5 protein-coding genes are annotated in these 19,746 nt (G+C 68.2%); all 5 read left to right on the forward strand.

The annotated features are described in order from the left end of the window. The first annotated feature begins 653 nt into the window (after positions 1-653). The 5 genes from ACFUJR_RS26435 (at position 654) to ACFUJR_RS26455 (ending at position 19,669) form a co-directional block, all read left to right on the forward strand. Complete coding sequence (locus tag ACFUJR_RS26435) at positions 654-1,787, forward strand: serine/threonine-protein kinase (protein ID WP_383170007.1); 1,134 nt, start codon at positions 654-656, stop codon at positions 1,785-1,787. Between the two features lie 170 nt (positions 1,788-1,957). Then, on the forward strand, positions 1,958-5,125 hold the full coding sequence (locus ACFUJR_RS26440) for a DEAD/DEAH box helicase (protein WP_383170003.1): 3,168 nt from the start codon (positions 1,958-1,960) through the stop codon (positions 5,123-5,125). After that, positions 5,122-10,650 (forward strand): hypothetical protein, encoded by a 5,529-nt coding sequence (locus tag ACFUJR_RS26445; RefSeq protein ID WP_383170001.1) that lies wholly within the window; start codon positions 5,122-5,124, stop codon positions 10,648-10,650. The genes ACFUJR_RS26440 and ACFUJR_RS26445 overlap by 4 nt, the downstream gene beginning before the upstream one ends. Then, positions 10,647-17,354, forward strand: a complete 6,708-nt coding sequence (locus tag ACFUJR_RS26450) for a DEAD/DEAH box helicase (RefSeq protein ID WP_383170000.1) — start codon at positions 10,647-10,649, stop codon at positions 17,352-17,354. Before ACFUJR_RS26445 ends, ACFUJR_RS26450 begins: the two co-directional genes overlap by 4 nt. Further along, entirely contained in the window at positions 17,351-19,669 is a 2,319-nt protein-coding gene (locus tag ACFUJR_RS26455; RefSeq protein WP_383169998.1) for a UvrD-helicase domain-containing protein, read from the forward strand. Before ACFUJR_RS26450 ends, ACFUJR_RS26455 begins: the two co-directional genes overlap by 4 nt. Positions 19,670-19,746: the final 77 nt, after the last annotated feature.

Below are 19,746 nucleotides of genomic sequence, written 5' to 3' on the forward strand. Positions count from 1 at the left end.
CGCCTCACCAGCGAGAACGCCATCTCCTGGCGCGACCCGACACCGCAGACCAAACAGTCGATTCCGGGATGAAACACTGGGAGAAAACGACCTCTGAGGCTGATCCTTTGGAGTGGACACCCTGACAATGGATCTTGATGGGCCCTCCAGATGGACAAGGACCACCCGCAGTACCGGCGCACCATCACGCCCGAGGACCTCGATGGCGAGATGGGCGGCGAGGACGAGTAGCCTCCTCACCTCTGCCACGCGGCCACTATCGGGGGGCCACACGGAGAATCACGCACGCTGCTGCGCTCAGCTGGAGCGCGCTTGCGCGGTGTCCAGGCGGTCGCTGCGCAAGCGCGGTCGGTCGTCTGGCGGGCCGACCACCGAGCCGCATCCATAGCGGTCTGATTTCGGACACGGAGCCGGGAAGATCAGCCCAGTCCTATGTGATCACTTTCTCCTGTGGGAGGTCGATCGGTAGGCTGTGGGCGTGATTCGTCGGTGATCATGCCTCTGCGCTCTACTCCTTCCGGGGCGGAGCGGAGGCAGGCGCCGAGCGAGGCTGTGCTGTTGTTGTGGGAGTCAGGGGGTGTGCGGTGAGCAGCGCGCCTCTGCCGTCGCGTATCGGTCCGTACCTCGTCGAGCGCCGACTCGGCGCGGGCGGGATGGGGGAGGTGTACCTCGCCTACTCGGTCGCGGGTGAACCGGTCGCCGTGAAGGTGATCCGACCCGACCGCACGGACCCGCACACACGCGCCCGGTTCGAACGCGAGGCGGCGATCGCGCGCACGATCTCGGGTACGGGACGTGTGGCCCGTTTCATCGAGGCGGACCCGTTCGCAGAGCAGCCCTGGCTGGCCATGGACTATGTCCCCGGCCGGCCGCTTTCCGACGTCGTGCGGGATCTGGGTCCGCTGTCCGCTCCGCTCGTGGCGAGCCTGGGCGCGCTTCTGGCCGAAGGGCTTGCCGCTGTGCACGCCGCTGGCCTGGTGCACCGCGACCTGAAGGCGCAGAACGTCATCCTCGGCGACTTCGGTCCGGTGATCATCGACTTCGGCCTCGGCGCTTTCGTCGGAGCGTCCAAGGGGACGCTCACGCAGGCCGGCATGGTCATCGGCACGGTTCGCTGCATGCCGCCCGAGCAGGCTCTGGGCGAGCTGGACGTGACGCAGGCCGCTGACGTGTATGGCCTGGGCACCGTACTTCTGTACGCGGCGACCGAGCACTACCCGTACGACGGCGCCCGGTGGGAGGCCGTCGCTGCGCAGGTGGTCAACGCCGAGATCGGCCCCGATCTGTCCGGGCTGCCCGATGACCTGGCCCCGATCGTGACGGGCATGCTGGCGCACAAGGCGGACGACCGTCCCTCCCTGGAGGAGGTGACCCGGCAGTGTGCCGACCTCATGCGTCAGCTGGGTACGAGCCCGGCTCGTGCACGGCGCGCTCTGATCCAGGAGACGACGGCGAAGGACCATTCCACGATGGTGCTGCCGCAGCCTGATGGACCGATGCTGGACCGGCTCGACTCACTCGAGAAACTGCTGCGCGAAGAGCCTGCGATTGCTGTGGAAGAGATCTTTGTCGCGCCACCCGGCGGTGAATCCGGTTCGGACTCACCAGCCGCGAGCGACTCCGTGAGCCCGCTCCCTCCTGTGTCCGTGCAGGTACCCGAGCCCGCGAGCGAAAGCCCGGCTGCGCCCACACCACAAAGGGGCCGTCCTCCCGCTTCCCGGAGGGTCGCCGAGGAGCTGCGCGAGCGTTACGCGGTGGGGCCGGCGCTCGCGTGGCCGAAGCGCTGAACCACTCTTCCACCCTTCTACCGACGAGGCCGGTCCAGGGGCGATAGAAAGAGCGAGCGGCGTCGACCCTGGATTCGGCAGTCGCCTGTCTCACCACCTCGGCTTCCTCAGGCCAGCCCTGCATGACCACACTGCACATCACGAGAACACAGTCCACAGAGGAGCACCACGTGACCACGGCGACGCAGCCCGAGGTTCCTGAAGGGCGTGACGCCGATCCGGCGCAGTCGGCATACCCGGTCGGTGCCAGGCCCGTCTTCGCCCCCGGCGCCCAGGTGCGCATCCGCCATGAGCAGTGGCTCGTGAAGTCCGTCTCGGAGTCCCGCGACGGACTCATGGTCGAGGTCAGCGGCGTTTCGTCGTTCGTCCGTGGCACGGATGCGATCTTCTACTCCGGGCTTGACGTGATCGAGGTGCTCGACCCGCGCAAGACGCAGCTCAGGCCCGACGACACCTCCAAGCACGCCAAAGCCCGCCTCCACCTCGAGGCGGTCATCCGCAAGACCGCGCTACCGCAGACCGAGCACGGCATCGCCCTCGCCGACTCCTTCCTCATGGACCGGCAGCAGCACCAGCTGCGCCCCGCCGAGCTGGCGCTGTCCATGCGCAACCCGCAGCCCCGGCTGCTGATCGCCGACGTGGTCGGTCTGGGCAAGACACTGGAGATCGGCGTCACGCTCTCGGAGCTGATCCGGCGGGGGCGCGGCGAACGCATTCTCGTGGTCACGCCCGCCCACGTGCTGGAGCAGTTCCAGCGCGAGCTGTGGACCCGCTTCTCCCTGCCGCTCGTACGCCTGGACTCCACCGGCATCCAGCGCATCCAGCAGGAGATCCCGGCAGGGCGGAACCCGTTCGCCCACTTCAAGCGCGTCATCGTCTCCGTAGACACGCTCAAGTCGGCGACGTACGCCCACCACCTGGAGAACATCACCTGGGACGCGGTGGTCATCGACGAGTCGCACAACCTCGTGAACAAGGGCACCCGCAACAACCGTCTCGCCCGCCGGCTCGCCGAGCAGACCGATGCGCTGATCCTGGCCTCCGCCACTCCCCACAACGGTGATGCCGAATCCTTCGCCGAGCTGATCCGGATGCTCGACCCGGCAGCCATCGCCGACCCCAAGAACTACAAGGTCGCCGACCTCGACCACCTCTACATCAGGCGCACCAAGACCGACCGCGAGGTACGCGACAGCCTCAAGGGCAAGCCCTGGGCCGAGCGAGGCGACTCCCTGCCGGTGCCGGCTCCGGCGACACCGAAGGAGGTCGCCGTCCTGGAGAAGCTCGCGAGCGAGTGGACCCCGGGAGACCCCAGCCGTTCGTCGGTCTGCGCCGATCCGCTGGTCGGTTACAACTTCCTGAAGGCCTTCCTCTCCTCCCACGTCGCCCTGCGGAAATCCCTCGCCAACCGCCGGACCTACCTGGACGACCCGAAGAAGGGCACGGCGAAGGGCAAGGCCAAGGCGGTGGACACCCCCGAGCGCCGCGCCGATCTCGCCGCCGAGAGCAAGGCGCTCGCGGAGCTGGAAGCACTGGTCGCGGACTTCACCGACCAGGACTCCTCCAAGCTCGACGCGCTCGTGCGCACCCTGAAGGAACTCGGCGTCGGACCGCGCTCCGAGCGCCGCGTCGTGATCTTCTCCGAGCGGGTCCACACCCTGGACTGGCTGGCCCGGGAAGTCCCGGCCCGGCTCGGCTTCAAGAAGAACGAGGCGAAGGCCGACGAGACGCGTCCCTGGAAGGCGTACGGCGGAGCCGTCGAGGTCATGCACGGCGACACCACCAACGACCAGCAGCAGCAGGAGATCGTCGACCGTTTCGGCCGGCTCGAAGAGCCGGTACGGCTGCTGTTCACCGGCGACATCGCCTCCGAGGGCGTCAACCTGCACCACCAGTGCCACGACCTCATCCACTACGACCTGCCCTGGTCCCTCATCCGCATCGAGCAGCGCAACGGACGTATCGACCGCTACGGGCAGGCGGTCAGCCCCGAGTTCCGTGCCCTCACCCTCACCGCCGACGTGCCCTGGCGGCGCGACGAGGAGAGCGGAGAGACGCTCACGCTCGACGACCGGCTCGTCGGCGCCCGCCTGCTGCGGCGCGAGGCCCAGGCACACGAGATCGAGACCGGCGAGGGCAGCGCCGAGGCCGTCACCGGCCTCTACAACGACAAGAAGGAAGAGGACCGCCTCACCCGCGACCTCATCAAGGGCGGCACCGTCGAGCGCTCCATCAAGCAGTCGCAGCAGGAGTCCGGCGGGGTCCTCGCGGGACTCCTCGCCGGCGCCAACGCCCGGCTCGCCGACCCCACGGCCCCTCCCGCCACCCTCGGCACGGCCCCGGTGCCCGAGGCCGACGTCCCCCACGTCTTCGCCGACACGAAGGCGTACTTCCACGCCGCGATGGACCTCATCTACCCGGAGGCCGAGCGTGCGGCCCTCGGCTGGAAGCCCGAGACGGCCCATGGCCGCATCGAGTTCACTCCGCCCGACGACCTGCAGTACCGCTTCCGGGCGCTGCCGAAGTCGTACCTGGAACAGGAGAAGATCCTCACGACGTCCAAGTACGACGGCACGCTGAGCATCACCTTCGACAAGAAGTACGCCGCCGACCGTCTGGAGGCCGCCCGCAACGCCAAGCAGGGCAAGACGGACCAGCCCACCTCCCAGTGGCCCAATGTCTCCTACGCCTCCGACATCCACCCCGTGCTCGACTGGGTGACGGACAAGGTCCTCGCCAAGCTGCAGTACGACGAGGCGTTCGTCCTCGCCTTCCAGCCCGACCCCGTCAAGGCCAAGCGGATCGACGCCGCGCTGCCCGAAGCCCTCACCGGCCCGGTCTACCTCCTGCAAGGCGTGTACTCCAACGCGGCGGGCAAGCCGACGGTCGTGGAGTGGATGGCCGTCACCGGGCTCACCGCGGGCAGCCCTCGCGTATGGCGCATGGACTCGGCGTTCCTCGCCGCCTGCGGTGTCGGCCCCGGTATGCCCGGCCGCGCCCAGCCCGTCGCCCCCGACCTCCTCCAGGAACTCGTCCCCGCGGCCGTCGACGCGGCCGAGACCCACCTGCGCGAGCGCCGCGCCGACTACGACAAGCAGGTCGACTCCTACCTCGCCCCGTACGAGGACCGGGTGCAGGTCTGGGAGCAGGGCGCCCTGATCGCCGTCGGCAACCAGCAGCGCCGCATCCAGCAGGTGTACGACACGGCCGCCCGCCGCCGCGACCTCGTACGCCGCCTGCGGACCGACGGCGACCCGATGCTGCGGGTCCTCTGCGTCCTCGAACCCCTTCACGCCACCACCGCGTCCACCGCGCACGCCGAGGAGTCCGCACGATGAGCTACACCTACGACTCCTTCGCCAACCGCGGCGAATACCTCTCCGCCCACTACTTCAGCGAAGAGCTGGAGAACACCCTCAAGAAGGGCAAGGCGGGCGACGAGGGCCTGTTCACCCTGTGGACCGGTCGCGAGACCGACCCCCACGATCCCCAGCCGACCCCGCGCGAACTCCTGCCCCGGCTCCGCGGCGACTACCTGGCCACCGTGCGCCCCTTCCTGCACCTCCGCGCCCAGCAGGAAGAACCCGGCAGCACCTACGACGACCCGACGGGGGAGTGGGCCGAGCGCATCACCGCCTGGCACACCACCGTCCTCAAGGCCCTCGGCTACGGCGAGCGGCCCAAGCAGCCGATCACCGTGCACAACGCCGGCAAGGAGTACGAGCTCCAAGTGGCCTGGCACGGGGACGGCATCGTCGCCCTCGACTGCGGCTGGACCGACTCCCTCGACGACGCCCTCGACCCCGACGAGGCCGGACAGCTCCTCCACCCCCTCAAGACCACCAACGGCCTCCTCGAGGTCGGCGAGAAGCTGGCGGGCTGGCTCTTCCAGAGCGAACTCCACGAGCCCGGCGGCGACGCTCCCCGCTTCGTCCTGCTGCTGTGCGGTGGTGTGCTGGTCCTCGCCGACCGCAAGGCCTGGGCCGAAGGCCGCTACCTCGCCGCCGGCCTGGATGCGGCCCTCGCCCGCAACGACACGGCCAAGGCCGGCGAACTCTCCCTCCTCGCTGCCCTCTTCTCGCACGACATGCTCGCGCCCCGCCCCGACGGCAAGGGCCGACGCATCGACGACCTGCTGAAGGCGTCCCGTGACAACGCCGTCGGCGTCAACTCCGAGCTGCGCAAGGGACTCCAGCAGTCGGTCGAGATCATCGCGAACGAAGTGCTCGCCCGCCTGCGCGAGGCGAAGGTCAAGCCACGGGAGATCGAGGACCTCAAGAAGGGCCCGTTCGCCAAGCAGCTCACCCGCGAATCCCTGCGCTACCTCTACCGCATCCTCTTCCTCCTGTACGCGGAGGCCCGCCCCGAACTGGGCATCCTGCCCGCCGACGACTCCACCTACGAGGCCGGCTACTCGATCGCCCGACTGCGCGAGCTGGTCGCGCGCGAGCGAAAGCTCGTCGACGAGGACAGCCGGGACGGCTTCCACCTCTACGCCTCCCTCGACGTCCTCTTCAACAAGGTCAACTTCGGACACCGCCCGCACGGCACCGAAGCGGACGATGCCAAGCCCGCCGCCGAGCGCAGCGAACAGCGCGGCCTCCGCTTCGAGCCGCTGCGCAGCGAGCTGTTCGACCCGAAGGCGATCACCCTCATCGGCAGCGGCGTCCTGGACCCCCGGTGGGACGAAGACGGGGACGAGGCGCCGCGGTGGCTCGACCTGCGGCTGCGCAACGAAGCCCTGCACCAGGTACTGCGCCTGCTCACCCTGAAGGAGGCCGGTCAGAAGGGCCGGCAGGGCGGCTTCATCTCCTACCGCAACCTCGGCATCAACCAGCTCGGCGCCGTCTACGAAGGCCTGATGTCGTACACCGGCATCATCGACGAGAAGCAGGAGCTGGCCGAGGTCGCCAAGCCCGGCGCCAAGAAGGGCGGCAAGCAGTACGGCGACCCCGAGAAGGGCTCCTGGCTCGTCCCCGCCGACCGGCTGAACGACTACCCGGAGAACACACACGTCGTGTACTCCGCCCAGGACACCGAACAGCACGGCCTCCGCGGCCCCAAGAAATACGCCCCGGGCCGGTTCGTCTACCGCCTGGCCGGCCGCGACCGCGAGACCTCCGCCTCTTACTACACCCCCGAATCCCTCACCGAGGTCACCGTCGAGCTGGCGCTCAAGCACCGCCTCGACCAGGAGAAGGACGCCGACGGCAACACGGTCCGCACCCGCGCGAGCGAACTCCTGCGCTACACCATCTGCGAGCCGGCCCTTGGCTCCGGCGCGTTCCTCAACAAGGCGATCGACCTGGTCGCCGAGGAGTACCTCAAGCGCCGACAGGAGGAGCTGGGCGCCAACCTGGACACGTCGAAGGCGCTCGAAGCGAAGCAGAAGGTGAAGGCGTACATCGCCCTTCACAACGCGTACGGGATCGACCTCAACGAGACGGGTGTCGAGCTCGCCGAGGTGTCGCTGTGGCTCAACACCATGCATCCCGGTATGCGTGCCCCGTGGTTCGGCCTGCACCTGCGGCGCGGCAACTCCCTGATCGGGGCGCGACGGTGGGTGTACGAGGCCGAGCGCCTCAAGAAGGAGCGGATCATTGGCGCGCAGACGCCGACCAAGCTGCCGTTCCGGGCGTCCGATGACGGCGCGGAGCAGCCGCTGCCGGACGGGGCCGTGCACCAGTTCCTCCTGCCGACGCCTGGGTGGGGTGCGGTCGCGGGGGCGAGCGGCGACGCGAAGAAACTGGTTGAGCAGCTCGCCGGGGCACAGGTCAACCAGCTGAAGGCCTGGAAGAAGGGCATCCAGAGCAAGCCCAAGACGACGGGCGGCAAGGCGAGCCAGCTGGCCCGGCTGCAGGCCGCGGCCCGTCGAGTCGAGTTCCTGTGGAAGCTTGTCGCCAAGCGCATGGAACTCAGCGAGCAGGAGATCGCCCGCACGATCGATGTATGGGGGACCGATCGCGAGGAGGACGCGGAGGAGTACGCCTTCCTCCGCCACGACAAGCAGAACGCGGACCAGAGCCTGCCACTGACCAAGGAACAGGTCTTCAAGGACCTCTTCGAGGCGGAGGGCTCCCCTTACTGGCGCCTCAAGCAGGTCATGGATGCGTGGTGCGCGCTGTGGTTCTGGCCGCTGGACAAGGTGGGGCTGCTGGACGGGACGGACGCGGAGTACGGCACGGCGCCGGTGGTTGCGGCTGAGGCGGGGGCGGATCTGGATGCCCTGTTGTCGTCGGTGGCCGGGGTAGTCGGGGTGGCTGGGCCTGCCGTTGAGAGCGAGGCGCCCTCGCCTGCCCCTGAGCCCACAGCCGTACCGCGATTCGACGAGCCCCAGATGCTGTTCGCCATGGACGGTGACCAGATGTCCCTGGGGGAGGATGGGGCCGACGAGGAGCTCGTGAAGCAGGAGGACAAAAAGGCGCGTACCTCGTCCAAGCCGAAGAAGCCTCGCGAGCAGGTGCGCCGGCGTGACGTCATTCCGCTTGCGGACCTGGATGACTGGATCGCCTTCTTGGAGTCCATGGTCGGCACAAAGGACCTGCAGCAGGGGACGATCCTGGCGTCCCTCGAATCGCTTGAGGAGCTGAAGGCCCTCGAAGAGCTGATTCAGACTCAGCCCGAGATGGACATGGACGATGCGCGGAAGGCGGTCGAAACCCGCTACCCCTGGATGCGGGTCGTCCGTGACATCGCCGATGAGCAGGGCTTCCTGCACTGGGAGCTGGACTTCGTGGGTGTCTTTTCCGGTGAGGCAGGCGGATTCGATCTACAGGTGGGTAACCCGCCGTGGGTGCGGCCGGAGTGGAAGGAAGACCCGGTTCTTGCGGAGTACGAGCCGTGGTTCATGCTCACGGAGAAGCCGAAGGCGGAGGAGAAGAACCGGCGACGGATGGCCGAGCTTGCGCGCGAGGAGGTACAGGAGTACCTGCTCGCTGAGGTGACGAGCACGGTAGCGACGGCGAACTACCTCTCGGCCTTGCCCGTGTACCCGCTCATCTCGGGAACCAAGCCAGATCTCTATCGAGCCTTCATGTGCGAGGTGTGGGATCACGCCGGATGCACTGGGACGTCCGGGATGGTGCATCCCGACACTCACTTTAGAGCGGACAAGGAGGCTGCGCTTCGAGCGGCGGCGTATGAGCGGCTGCGCGTACATGGCGGGTTTGTCAACCAGCGGCGACTCTTTCCTGAACCGGTTGGCCACTCGATGGAATTTGGTGTTCACATCTATGGTCGGCCAGGGGGCATCGACTTCGCTAACCTGTCTTGGCTCTTCTCGACTGATGCGCTTCGACTGTCCTTCAGTGCAATCGAAGGCGACGAAGATCCAGGTGTGAAGTACAGGGGGAGCTGGGACGAACGTCCACACCCTAAGCGTGTTGTCCGCGTTACTCGTGACACCCTAGAGCGGTGGCGTCGCCTTTCGGGCGATGAGGGACCGCTTGAGAACACACGCCTGCTGGCTCCGGTGAGCACGGCGGAAGACCCTGCTATCGACGCATTGGGTTGCTTTCCTTTGCGCCTTGATGTGCTAAACCCGCAAATCTTCATCGGGTTTGATGAGGGTGCTGCGAAGAAAGCTCAATACGGCCCAGCTCGGAATCAGAGACTGATCGACTATAACACTGGCATTGATGGCCAGGATGATTATAGCGCGGCGTCGTGGAGTGAGGTTATTTTGAGGGGGCCGCAGATCAGCGTGGCCAACCCGCTTTTTAAACAGCCAAGCCAGGGTGGCGGCGAGATTCTGGGGCTGAACCCGAGGGTTATTCCGGACAACGCGGTACCTGAGTCAGAGTACCGGCGTGTCGCCTCGCGTGAAATATTCCTCAGCGCGCAGGAGAAATGGCGCAACTGGAGGAAGTACGAGGACTTGCTCGCCTCGAGGAGTGAGTGGGAACAAGCGCAACTGTACCTCGCGGAGAAGCATGGGGTGCAGCCGCAAGAGATCGAGGATGAGCAGATCAGTCAATTTCTGCTCGGCAAGGCGAGTGAGCCGTACAGCCAGAGGATGCGGCTTGCCTGGCGGCGCCAGATTGCGCCAGACACGGAGCGTGCGCTTTACGCTGCGTTGGTCCCCCCGGGGGCATCGCATATTCACATGGTCTATAGCGCCCAAGTTGCAGATAATTACGCCACGGCGCTTACCGCTGGGTTCTGGTTTTCCCTGCCGTTGGACTACTTCTTGCGGACATCTGGACGCTCAGACCTCCAAACGGCCGGTGCTCGCACGATGCCTGCCCCTCACGGAGGCCACCCTTTGGCCCCCGCCCTCCTCCTCCGCACCCTCCGCCTCAACGCCCTCACCACCGCCTACGCCGACCTCTGGTCCGAGCTCTACGACCCCAAGTGGCCCGGCTACGAGCCCTGGGCCATCGACTGGCCCAACCTCACGACCGAGCTGCACGCCGTCACCCCCACCTGGAAGCGCGACACCCCGCTCCGTACCGAGTACGCCCGCCGCGCCGCCCTCGTTGAGATCGACGCGCTCGTCGCCGTCTGGCTCGGCATCGACGCAGACACGCTCATCGCTATGTACCGTGCCCGTTTCCCGATCATGCAGGACTTCGACCGGGTGACCTGGTTCGACGCAGCCGAGCGGAAGATCGCCGGGAAGCACCACACGTACGGCTTCGACCAGACGAAGGACCACTGGACCCAGTTCGAGGCCTACCAGGAGGCCTACGAGAAGGACCCCGAGACCACCGTCCCCGTCCCCGACGGCTACACCTCCCCCTTCTACAAGGCCGACCGCGAGCGCGAGATGCGTGAAGCCCACGCCTACTTCAAACAGCGTCTCGACGAAGCCGTGAATAAGGGTCTCTGGGACCCGGAGAAGATGGAGGTTCCGACCCGGTGAGGCCGACCCTCGAAGCACAGGGACTCAAGGAGAGCCTGCTCCAGTACCTGTCTACGACGTACGGCCTCGCCGACGAGGGCGTTCGCAAGGCGCTGCACGCCTTCCTCGGGGACGAGACGACGGGCATGTTCCGCGGCCCGTACCTTCGGCTCCGCACCCCCTTCACCCCGGCCGACGACGGCTGGGAGCAACACCTGGACTGGGTACGTACGGACGACTGGAGGCCGTACGCCCATCAGGCCCGTGCCTTCGCCCGGCTTACCTCGAAGGGTGGGCACGTACCTCAGCCCACGCTCGTCACGACGGGTACGGGCTCCGGCAAGACAGAGTCGTTCCTCTACCCCGTGCTCGATCACTGTGCCCGCGAGCGCGCGGCCGGGAACAGCGGGGTCAAGGCGATCTTCCTCTACCCGATGAACGCCCTGGCCACCGACCAGGCGGCCCGCATCAACGCGCTGCTCACCGACTACGACGAGCTGAGCGGCGTACGGGCCGGCCTGTACATCGGGGATAAGGCGGCGACGCACTACGACCGGGTCTACACGCGCCGGCAGGACATGCGGCTGTCGCCGCCGGACATCCTGATCACCAACTACAAGATGCTCGATCTGCTCCTGCAGCGTGCCGCCGACGCACCGCTGTGGGACGACAGCGACATCCGTTACGTGGTCGTCGACGAGTTCCACACCTACGACGGCGCGCAGGGCACCGACGTCGCCATGCTGCTGCGCCGCCTCGCCATCGCCGTCGGCGCGAACCAGCCCGGCAAGCCACTGGGCACGATCACTCCCGTCGCCACCTCCGCGACCCTCGCCTCCGGCACCGATGCCGACGGAGTGCGGCAGCTTCTTTCCGTGGCCGGCAACGTCTTCGGCACCGAGTTCACCGAGGATGCGATCGTCGGCGAGAACCGGCTGACGGTCGACGAGTTCATGCTCGACGAGTCGATCACGGACGCGAAGTTTCTTCCCGGACAGGCCGCACCCCCCGAGGCACTGACCGCCCTGCCGGACCCGGCTTCCGGCCCCGAGGCGCTCGCGGACCTTGCCGAAGCCGTCACTGGACGCCGCAGCACCGATCCGGTCGTCCTCGGCGCCGTGCTCAAGCGCAACCGTTTGACGTATGCGGTTCTGAAGGCCTTCGACGGCACTGTGTGCACCTACGACGAGGTGCTCGACGTGATGCGCCGCAGTGGGGCGAAGAGCTGGGACGAGGCGATCACGACGCGGCCGCAGGTGGCCGCGGTGGCACTGGCCCGCTTCGTCGCCCTGCTGTCCGTGGCACGCGATCCGGATACACCGGCCGCAATCAGCCGCCCCTTCGTACAGGTCGAGGTGCACCAGTGGGCGCGGTCCGTCACGCGCATGCTCCGGGGCGTACTGCCTTGGCCGAAGGCCGAGTTCGCCTGGGACACGGTCGGGGCGGAGAGTCGGCTGCGTACGACGCCCGACACGACTACCTCGCGTGACACCAAGGTCTTCCTGCCCGCGGTGTACTGCCGCGAGTGCGGGCGCTCCGGCTGGTCGGTACTCGCTCCCGAGTCGGACCTGGAAGAGCTGAGCTTCGAGGCCCACAAGATTCGCCGGGCCACCGTCACGGCCAACAAGTCCAAGGTGCGCACCCTGGTGGCGGCCACGGACAACGAGGCTCGCGAAGGGAACGGCCGTACCGCCATGAACAGGGCGGAGCAGAGGTCGCTGACCACCGGTGGCGCGGGCGTGCTCATGGTTCTCGACGGTTCTTCCCGCCGCTTGCGCCTGCCCGACCCTCAGGGCGATTACGACGACGAGGGCAACCCGCAGCCCGCCGGCCCCGATTCGGTCTTTGTGCTCGTCCAGTTGGGGGACACCGCGGAACGGGCCGCCAAGGACGACTGGTGCCCGGCGTGCGGCACGCACAACGCCATCCGCTTCCTCGGTACGGGCTCCGCCGCGCTCGCGGCCGCGTCCATCACTCAGCTCTTCACCGGCGGGGAGATGGACAAGAAACAGCGTGAGACGAAGACGCTGATGTTCAACGACTCGGTGCAGGATGCCGCGCACCGGGCCGGTTTCGTCGCCTCCCGCTCGTACACCTTCTCCTTGCGGGCCCTGTTCACCAAGCACCTGAGCGAGCAGCGGTCCACTGCGCTGAACGATCTCGTCGCCGATGTCGTCCTGTCCACCACCGACCGTGAGACGCTCGCCGCTGTCGTCCCGCCGGACCTGCACGACGACGCGGGAGTCGCGCGTCTGCTGTCGGGCAAGGGACGCGGCGGGGACAAGAGGACCTGGGACCTGATCGGTGAGCGGTTCGCGTTCGAGGCCGTGATGGAGTTCGGCCACCGTTCCCGCAACGGCCGTACCCTCGAACTGACCCGTACCGCTGCCGCCTGGGTGGGTATCCCCGACGAGCGGGCGGCCGTCGCGATCGTACGTTCCGTCCACGAGGAGTCCACCCATCATGGGCTGGCGCTCACGGCGCACGATGACACCCGGTATCTGGCATTCCTACGTGGCCTGCTGGAGCGGCTGCGTACGCGGGGAGCGGTCGGGCACCGCTGGCTGGACAAGTTCCTTGACGAGGCGGGCACGAGCCGCTACTTCATCTGGGGTGGCCGCCCGCGCGGTATGAAGGCCTTTCCCCGGGGCGTCTCCGCGCCGAGTTTCCTGCTCGCCCGGCCCAAGCAGAAGAGCGAGTTCGACTTCGCCGCCGGGCGTCTGTCCTGGTATCAGTCCTGGGCTCAGCGCTGCTTCGACATGACCCGCGAGCAGGCCGACGAGTTCTGGGTGCGGCTGCTGCCCCAGCTCACCGACGCCGGGCTGCTCTCGGTGCGCACCCCGCGCGACACGGCCGTCCGCGTCTACGGCCTCCAGCCGGGCGCTGTCCGCCTGCAGCTGCTGTCCGAAGCCCAGGTCAACGTGTCGTATGTGCGCTGCCCGAAGTGCTTCTGGGAGCAGACCGTTCATCCCGCGCTGCTGGCGCAGTACCACGGGCAGCCCTGCCAGTCGTACCGCTGTTCGTCCGGACGTCTGGTCGCGGGCGACCGGTGGCTGGAGACCGTGGACCGGCACGACCGGGACCGCGACTACCGCGACGACTACTACCGCAGCCTGTACCGGCGCGCCGGCACCTACCAGGTCATCACCGCCGAACACACCGGTCTGCTCTCTCGGGGCAAGCGCGAGCGTGTCGAGGAGGCCTTCCGCAAGGGGGAGGGGTTCAACGACCCCAACGTGCTGTCCTGCACGCCCACCCTGGAGATGGGCATCGACATCGGCGACCTGTCCGCCGTCGTCCTCGGCGCCCTGCCGCGCCGTCCGGCGAACTACGCCCAGCAGGCGGGCCGGGCCGGGCGCCGTACCGGCAACGCCTTCCTCCTCACCATCCCCGACCGCTCCCGCCGCGACCTGTACTTCCTCGACCGGCCGCGGGACATGATCGACGGGCGGATCGTGCCGCCGGGCTCGTACCTGTCGGCCATCGAGATCCTGCGCCGCCAGTACACCGCCCACCTCCTCGATCTCGCGGCACGCGGCCGCCTGCTGCGCGAGGATGGCAAGCCGCTGGCCGCCCTGTCGCGCCGTGTCGACGAGCTCTTCGGTCCCTCCGGCTACCTCGCCGACTTCACCGAGGCCGCCCTCGCCCACGGTGAGGAGCTCGTCGCGGGCTTTCTCGCTCTGTTCCCGACCGGCGTGAGCGAGACCGCTCAGGAGGAGCTGAAGCAGTACGCGGTCCGGGGCATTCGCAGCGCGATCGAGAAGGCCGAGCGGGAGTGGGAGCGCGAGAACCAGAAGCTGCGCACCCGTATCCGCACGATCCGCTCGGCGATCGACGAGCTCAAGGAAGGCGACGACGAGCAGGCGCGTACGAAGGCCGAGCTGGAGGCCGAGCTGGGCGCCCTCTCGAAGCAGGGAGCCACGCGTCAGCGTCAGCCGGCCCAGACCGTGCTGTGCGACCTCGGTCTGCTGCCCAACTACGCCCTCATCGATGCCGCGACCACCCTGGAGGCCACGGTCTACTGGCCTGAGGGCACCACACCCGAGGGGCGGGACAGCTACAAGTCGAAGTCGTACTCCTACGGGCGGCCGCGCAGCTTCGCCCTGTCCGAGCTCGCTCCCGGCAACACCTTCTACGCCGAGGGATACAAGCACCGGATCACCGGCATCGACATCGTCACTGGCCGGGACCAGGACTGGCGCCACTGGCGCTTCTGCCCCTCGTGCGGCTACGTCCGCACCGAGAACGCCGAGCGCGACATCACGCCCTGCCCGCGCTGTGGGGAAGCAGGCATCGCCGACTCCGGCAGCCTGTGGCAGATCGTCCAGCCCAGCGTCGTCACCGCCCGCGACAAGCGTGAGGACGCCAGGATCGGAGACGAGAGCGACGACCGCGATCGCCGCTTCTACACCGTCGTGGACATGGTCGACATCGCCCCCAAGGACTTCGCCCCGGGTAAGTCCTGGCGGCACACCAAGGAGATCTTCGGCGTCGACTACACCCGCCACGCCGTCATCCGCCGCGTCAACGCCGGACCGCTCAGCATCGGAGCCCAGGAGAACGACCAGCTCGCAGGGCGGCCCGTGCGCATCGCCCCGTTCCACGTGTGCACCGCCTGTGGAGCCGCGACCGCCGACGGCCGGCCAGTCTTCGACGACGACCGCGACGCCGTCGACAACTCCGCCAACCGCCAGCGCGAGGTCAAGCACCACACCCCTTGGTGCCCGCTGCGGCGCGGCAAGCAGGATGTGCCCCAGGAACCCGTCCTGCTCGCCCACGAGCTGGAGACCGAAGCGCTGCGGATCCTGCTGCCCGCCGCGACCGTCCTCGTCGAGGAGCGGGTCCACTCCTTCCAGGCGGCCCTGCGCCTGGGCGTGGACGAAGCCTTCGGCGGCGACCCCCAGCACCTCGATTCCACCCTCGCCACCATGCCGGACCGTGAGACCGCGGAGAAGCGGCACTTCCTGGTCCTGTACGACCGCCTCCCGCACGGCACCGGCTACCTCGACCGGCTCACCGACCCGGCAGCCTTCCGGCAGGTACTCGAGGGGGCGCGGCGGCTTCTCGAGGAGTGCCCCTGCAACGGGGAGGCCGTGCCGGCCTGCCATCGCTGCCTGTACCGCTACGCCGACGAGCAGTACATCGACCGTGTCTCCCGCCAGGCCGCCCTGGAGATCCTCGACGAACTCCTCGGCACCGACACCGACGCGTGGAACACCAAACCGGTCGGCAACACCGACCAGATCGGCCTCGACGGACAGGTCGAGTCCGACCTTGAGGCACGCTTCCTCAACGCCTTGCGCGGGTGGGCCGGCCAGCGCGGCGACGCCGTCCTGGAAGAGAGCGGCGACAACAGCGCCTACCTGCGTCTCGACGAGGTCGGCACCATCCACGGCTGGCGTCTGACCGCCCAGCGCAACGAGGGGTTCACCCGTACCGACTTCACCTTCGAACGAACCGAGGGCCCCAAGCAGAAGATCACCGTCTACCTCGACGGACACCGCTACCACGCCACCCGCAAGCACAACCGGCTCGCCGGCGACGCCGACAAACGCAACCGGCTCCGGGCCGACGGGCGCATCGTCTTCCAGCTCACCTGGGACGACCTCGACGCCTTCGAGCGGCAGACCGGCACGGCACAGGCTTCCTCGGGACGGGAGGCGGCCGAGCCGGTATGGCCGCCCTACCCGCACAGTGCCCAGGACATCGCCAAGCAGCTCTACGCCGATCGTGGCGGCGACGATCTCGCCACCACCGCCTTCGCCGACCCGATGACCATGCTCCTCGCCTACCTGCGCAGTCCGGACGACGCGGCCTGGGGCAGGCGGGCATCGGCCGTGGTCGGCGGACTCCTCGGAACAGGCCAGGAGATCCTCGTCGGCAACGGCGCCCCCGACCAGACCCGCCAGACGCTCGACCGCCTCCTCGACGCCTGGGGCGGCACCGACGGCATCGACCCGGCCCCCGTCCAGGGCACCGGCACGCTCAACCTGTTCCAGACCAGCGAACAGTCCGGTCTTCCCGTCGCCTTCCTCGTCGACGCAGCCACCAGCCACTGGTCCGCCCTGGTCTGCCTGGACGACACGGCACCCGACCAGCTCGGCACGCCCGAACACAAGGCACGCTGGCGCTCCTGGCTCCATTGGTCCAACATCCTGCAGTTCCTCGCCCACGACGGCGGTGACGGTGTTCAGCTGACCACGGCCACCGCGGCGAAGTGCGACACCTCGGTCCTCAAGGCCTTCGGCGGCCTCGGCGAACTCGAATCCCTGGTCGTGCGGTACGGCACCGGCACACCCGCGCCGCAAACCCCTGCAGTGGAGGCACCCGAGACCACCCCGCTCGAAGCGAAGCTGCGGGACCTGCTGTGGGACCGGGAGATCCTCGAGTACCTCGACGAGGACGAACCCGACGCCCCCCTCACCCGCCTCGCCCACGTCCTGGCCGACGGCGGCAAGAAGGCTCCTGCCTACGGCTTCGAGCTCGGCGAGCGTGGCTGGCTCGCCGACTTCGCCTGGGACCACGACGACCAGCGGATCGCCGTCATGGCCGAGCCGTACGACCACGAGGACGAGGAGAGCGACAAGACCTGGCGCGCCTACCGCGACGCCGGGTTCACCATCCGCTCGGCCGACGAATGGCTCGCCGATCTCGACGCCCTGCTGACCACGCTCCCCGACGCCACCACCCGCCCCGACTCCGAAGAACAGGGTGCCGCACGATGACCGCACGCCTCAGCCTCTACCAGAAGGCCGAAAACGAGCTCTACAAGATGGAGTCGTCGGTCAAGACGAAGTTCTACGACTTCTGTCACCAGTTCCGCCTCGACCCCGACCACCCCAGCCTCGACCTCAAGCCCCTCAAGGGCGACGGCCGGATCTTCCGCGCCAAGATCGACCGTTCGTACCGGGCGCTTCTCGCCCGGGCCGGTGTCGGCGCCGATGGCATCCCGCAGTGGCTGATCGTCGCCGTCCGCCACCGCAAGGACGTCTACGAGGAACTCACCGTCGCCATCAACCGGATCACCGGTGAGATCGAGTTCGTCGACCTCGGCGTCGTCGGTCAGAGCGTTCTGCAGCGCGCGGGACTCCAGCTCACTCCGGCTCCGGACGAGCAGGCCGTGCAGGACGTGCCGGCCGAGCCCACGCCCGCGTCCGCCGTGACGCCGGAACCTGCCGTCCCCGCGGAACCGCTCCTCGCCGGCTGCACCCCCGAAGACCTGCGCCGGCTCGGTGTCGCCGACGCGCTCATCGACCTCGCCCTCACGGTCACGACCGACGAGGAACTCGACCAGCTCATCGCCGGCGCTCCGCGCCTGACCGCCGAGGTCCTCACCGGCCTCGGCTCAGGCATGTCCGTGGACGAGGTCGAGCGTGAGATCACCCAGCCCGCTGCCACCGAACTCGAGCCGGGCTTCGAGGACGACATGGCGGCGGCCCTCACCCGTACCGCGGTCACCACGGTCGACGACGACATCCGCAACGTCCTCGCCGAGGGCGACTTCCGCGCCTGGAAGGTCTACCTCCACCCCACCCAGCGCAAGATCGTCGAGCGGAACTACGGCGGCCCGGCGCGGGTCAGCGGCGGCCCCGGCACCGGCAAGACCATCGTCGCCCTGCACCGCGTCGCCCGTCTCGCCGCTGCTCTGCCGCCCGGCCACAACAAGCCGATCCTGCTGACCACGTACACCAAGAACCTCACGGCCGACCTGCGCTCCCGGCTCACCTCGCTCATGGATCCGGCACTGCTCGGCCGCGTCGACATCAAGCACATCGACCAGCTAGCGCAGAGCGTCCTCAACGAGAACGCCGCGCCCGGCTCGCAGCGCAGCCTGATCACCGACGACCGGGCCCTGGACGTCCTGCGCGAAGTCCTCTTCGAGCACGACGAGCAGCGCTGGGGCGCCGAGTTCCTCTTCGACGAATGGGAGCAGATCGTCCTCGGTCAGTCCCTCGCGACCCGCCAGGACTACTTCAAGGCCCGCCGCGCCGGCATGGGGCGCGCCCTGAGCCGCCCCGAACGCGCCGCCATCTGGAAGCTGCTCGACCAGTTCACTCTGCGCCTCAACGGCCTGGGCCGGGAGACCTGGGCCCAGGCCGCCGAGCGGGCGGCCCGCTACGAGATGGAACGCGCCCACAAGATCAAGGTCCGGGCCGAGCGCAAGGCGGACATCGGCGGCGGCGATCTGGTCCACCTCGACGACAACAGCTCCGCGATGCGCTACCTGCGTCATCGCTACCAGCACATCGTCGTGGACGAGGCCCAGGACCTCAGCCCCGCCCACTGGAAGATGCTGCGCGCCATGGTCGCGTCCGGCGGGGGCGACCTCTTCATCGCCAGCGACACTCACCAGCGGATCTACGACCGGCAGGTCACCCTCTCCACCGTCGGCGTCCACATCCGCGGCCGCGCCTCGAAGCTGACGCTCAGCTATCGCACCACCCAGGAAATCCTCGACCAGGCGGCCAAGGTCGTCAGCGGGGCGACTTACGACGACCTCGACGACGGCACCGACACCCTCGACGGCTACCACTCCCTGCTGCACGGCCCGGCACCCGAGTACGTCGCCTGCGCCGATTGGACCGACGAGATCGCCCAGCTCGCCGAGGCCCTCAAGCAGTGGCGCGCGGACATCACCCAGCCTGCCGCGGACGGCACCGTACGCGATCCGAGTGGCACCATGGCTGTCTGCGTCGCCGACGGCGAGATGGCCGGCCGCGTTGCCACCGACCTGGAGATGAAGCACGGCATCACCACCGCCACTCTCACCAAGGACGGTCCGCAGGGCAGCGGCGAGGTCCACATCGGCACGATGCACCGGTTCAAGGGACTTGAGTACCAGAAGCTCGCGATCATCGGTGCGAGCGATGGCATTCTTCCGCGCACCGCCCTCATCGAGCAGTACGAGAAGACCGACCCCACGCGGTACGAACGCGAGCTCAAGAAGAGCCGCAACCAGCTCTTCGTCGCCACCACCCGAGCTCGCGACGCACTGCGCATCTCCTGGCACGGCAAGCCCAGCCCGTTTCTCCCCCTGTAGCCAGCCACGACGATTCTGTCCCGCATTTGATCGCTTACCGCGGGGCAGAGCGTCGAAAGCGACACGAACGGCACGTT

The organism is Streptomyces sp. NPDC057271, from assembly GCF_042668715.1.
Taxonomy (GTDB): domain Bacteria; phylum Actinomycetota; class Actinomycetes; order Streptomycetales; family Streptomycetaceae; genus Streptomyces.

Bases quoted from the DNA above. Each gene is read 5' to 3' on its own strand.
- ACFUJR_RS26435 (WP_383170007.1), top strand. From the start codon at position 654: ATGGGGGAGGTGTACCTCGCCTACTCGGTCGCGGGTGAACCGGTCGCC.
- ACFUJR_RS26445 (WP_383170001.1), top strand. From the start codon at position 5,122: ATGAGCTACACCTACGACTCCTTCGCCAACCGCGGCGAATACCTCTCC.
- ACFUJR_RS26455 (WP_383169998.1), top strand. From the start codon at position 17,351: ATGACCGCACGCCTCAGCCTCTACCAGAAGGCCGAAAACGAGCTCTAC.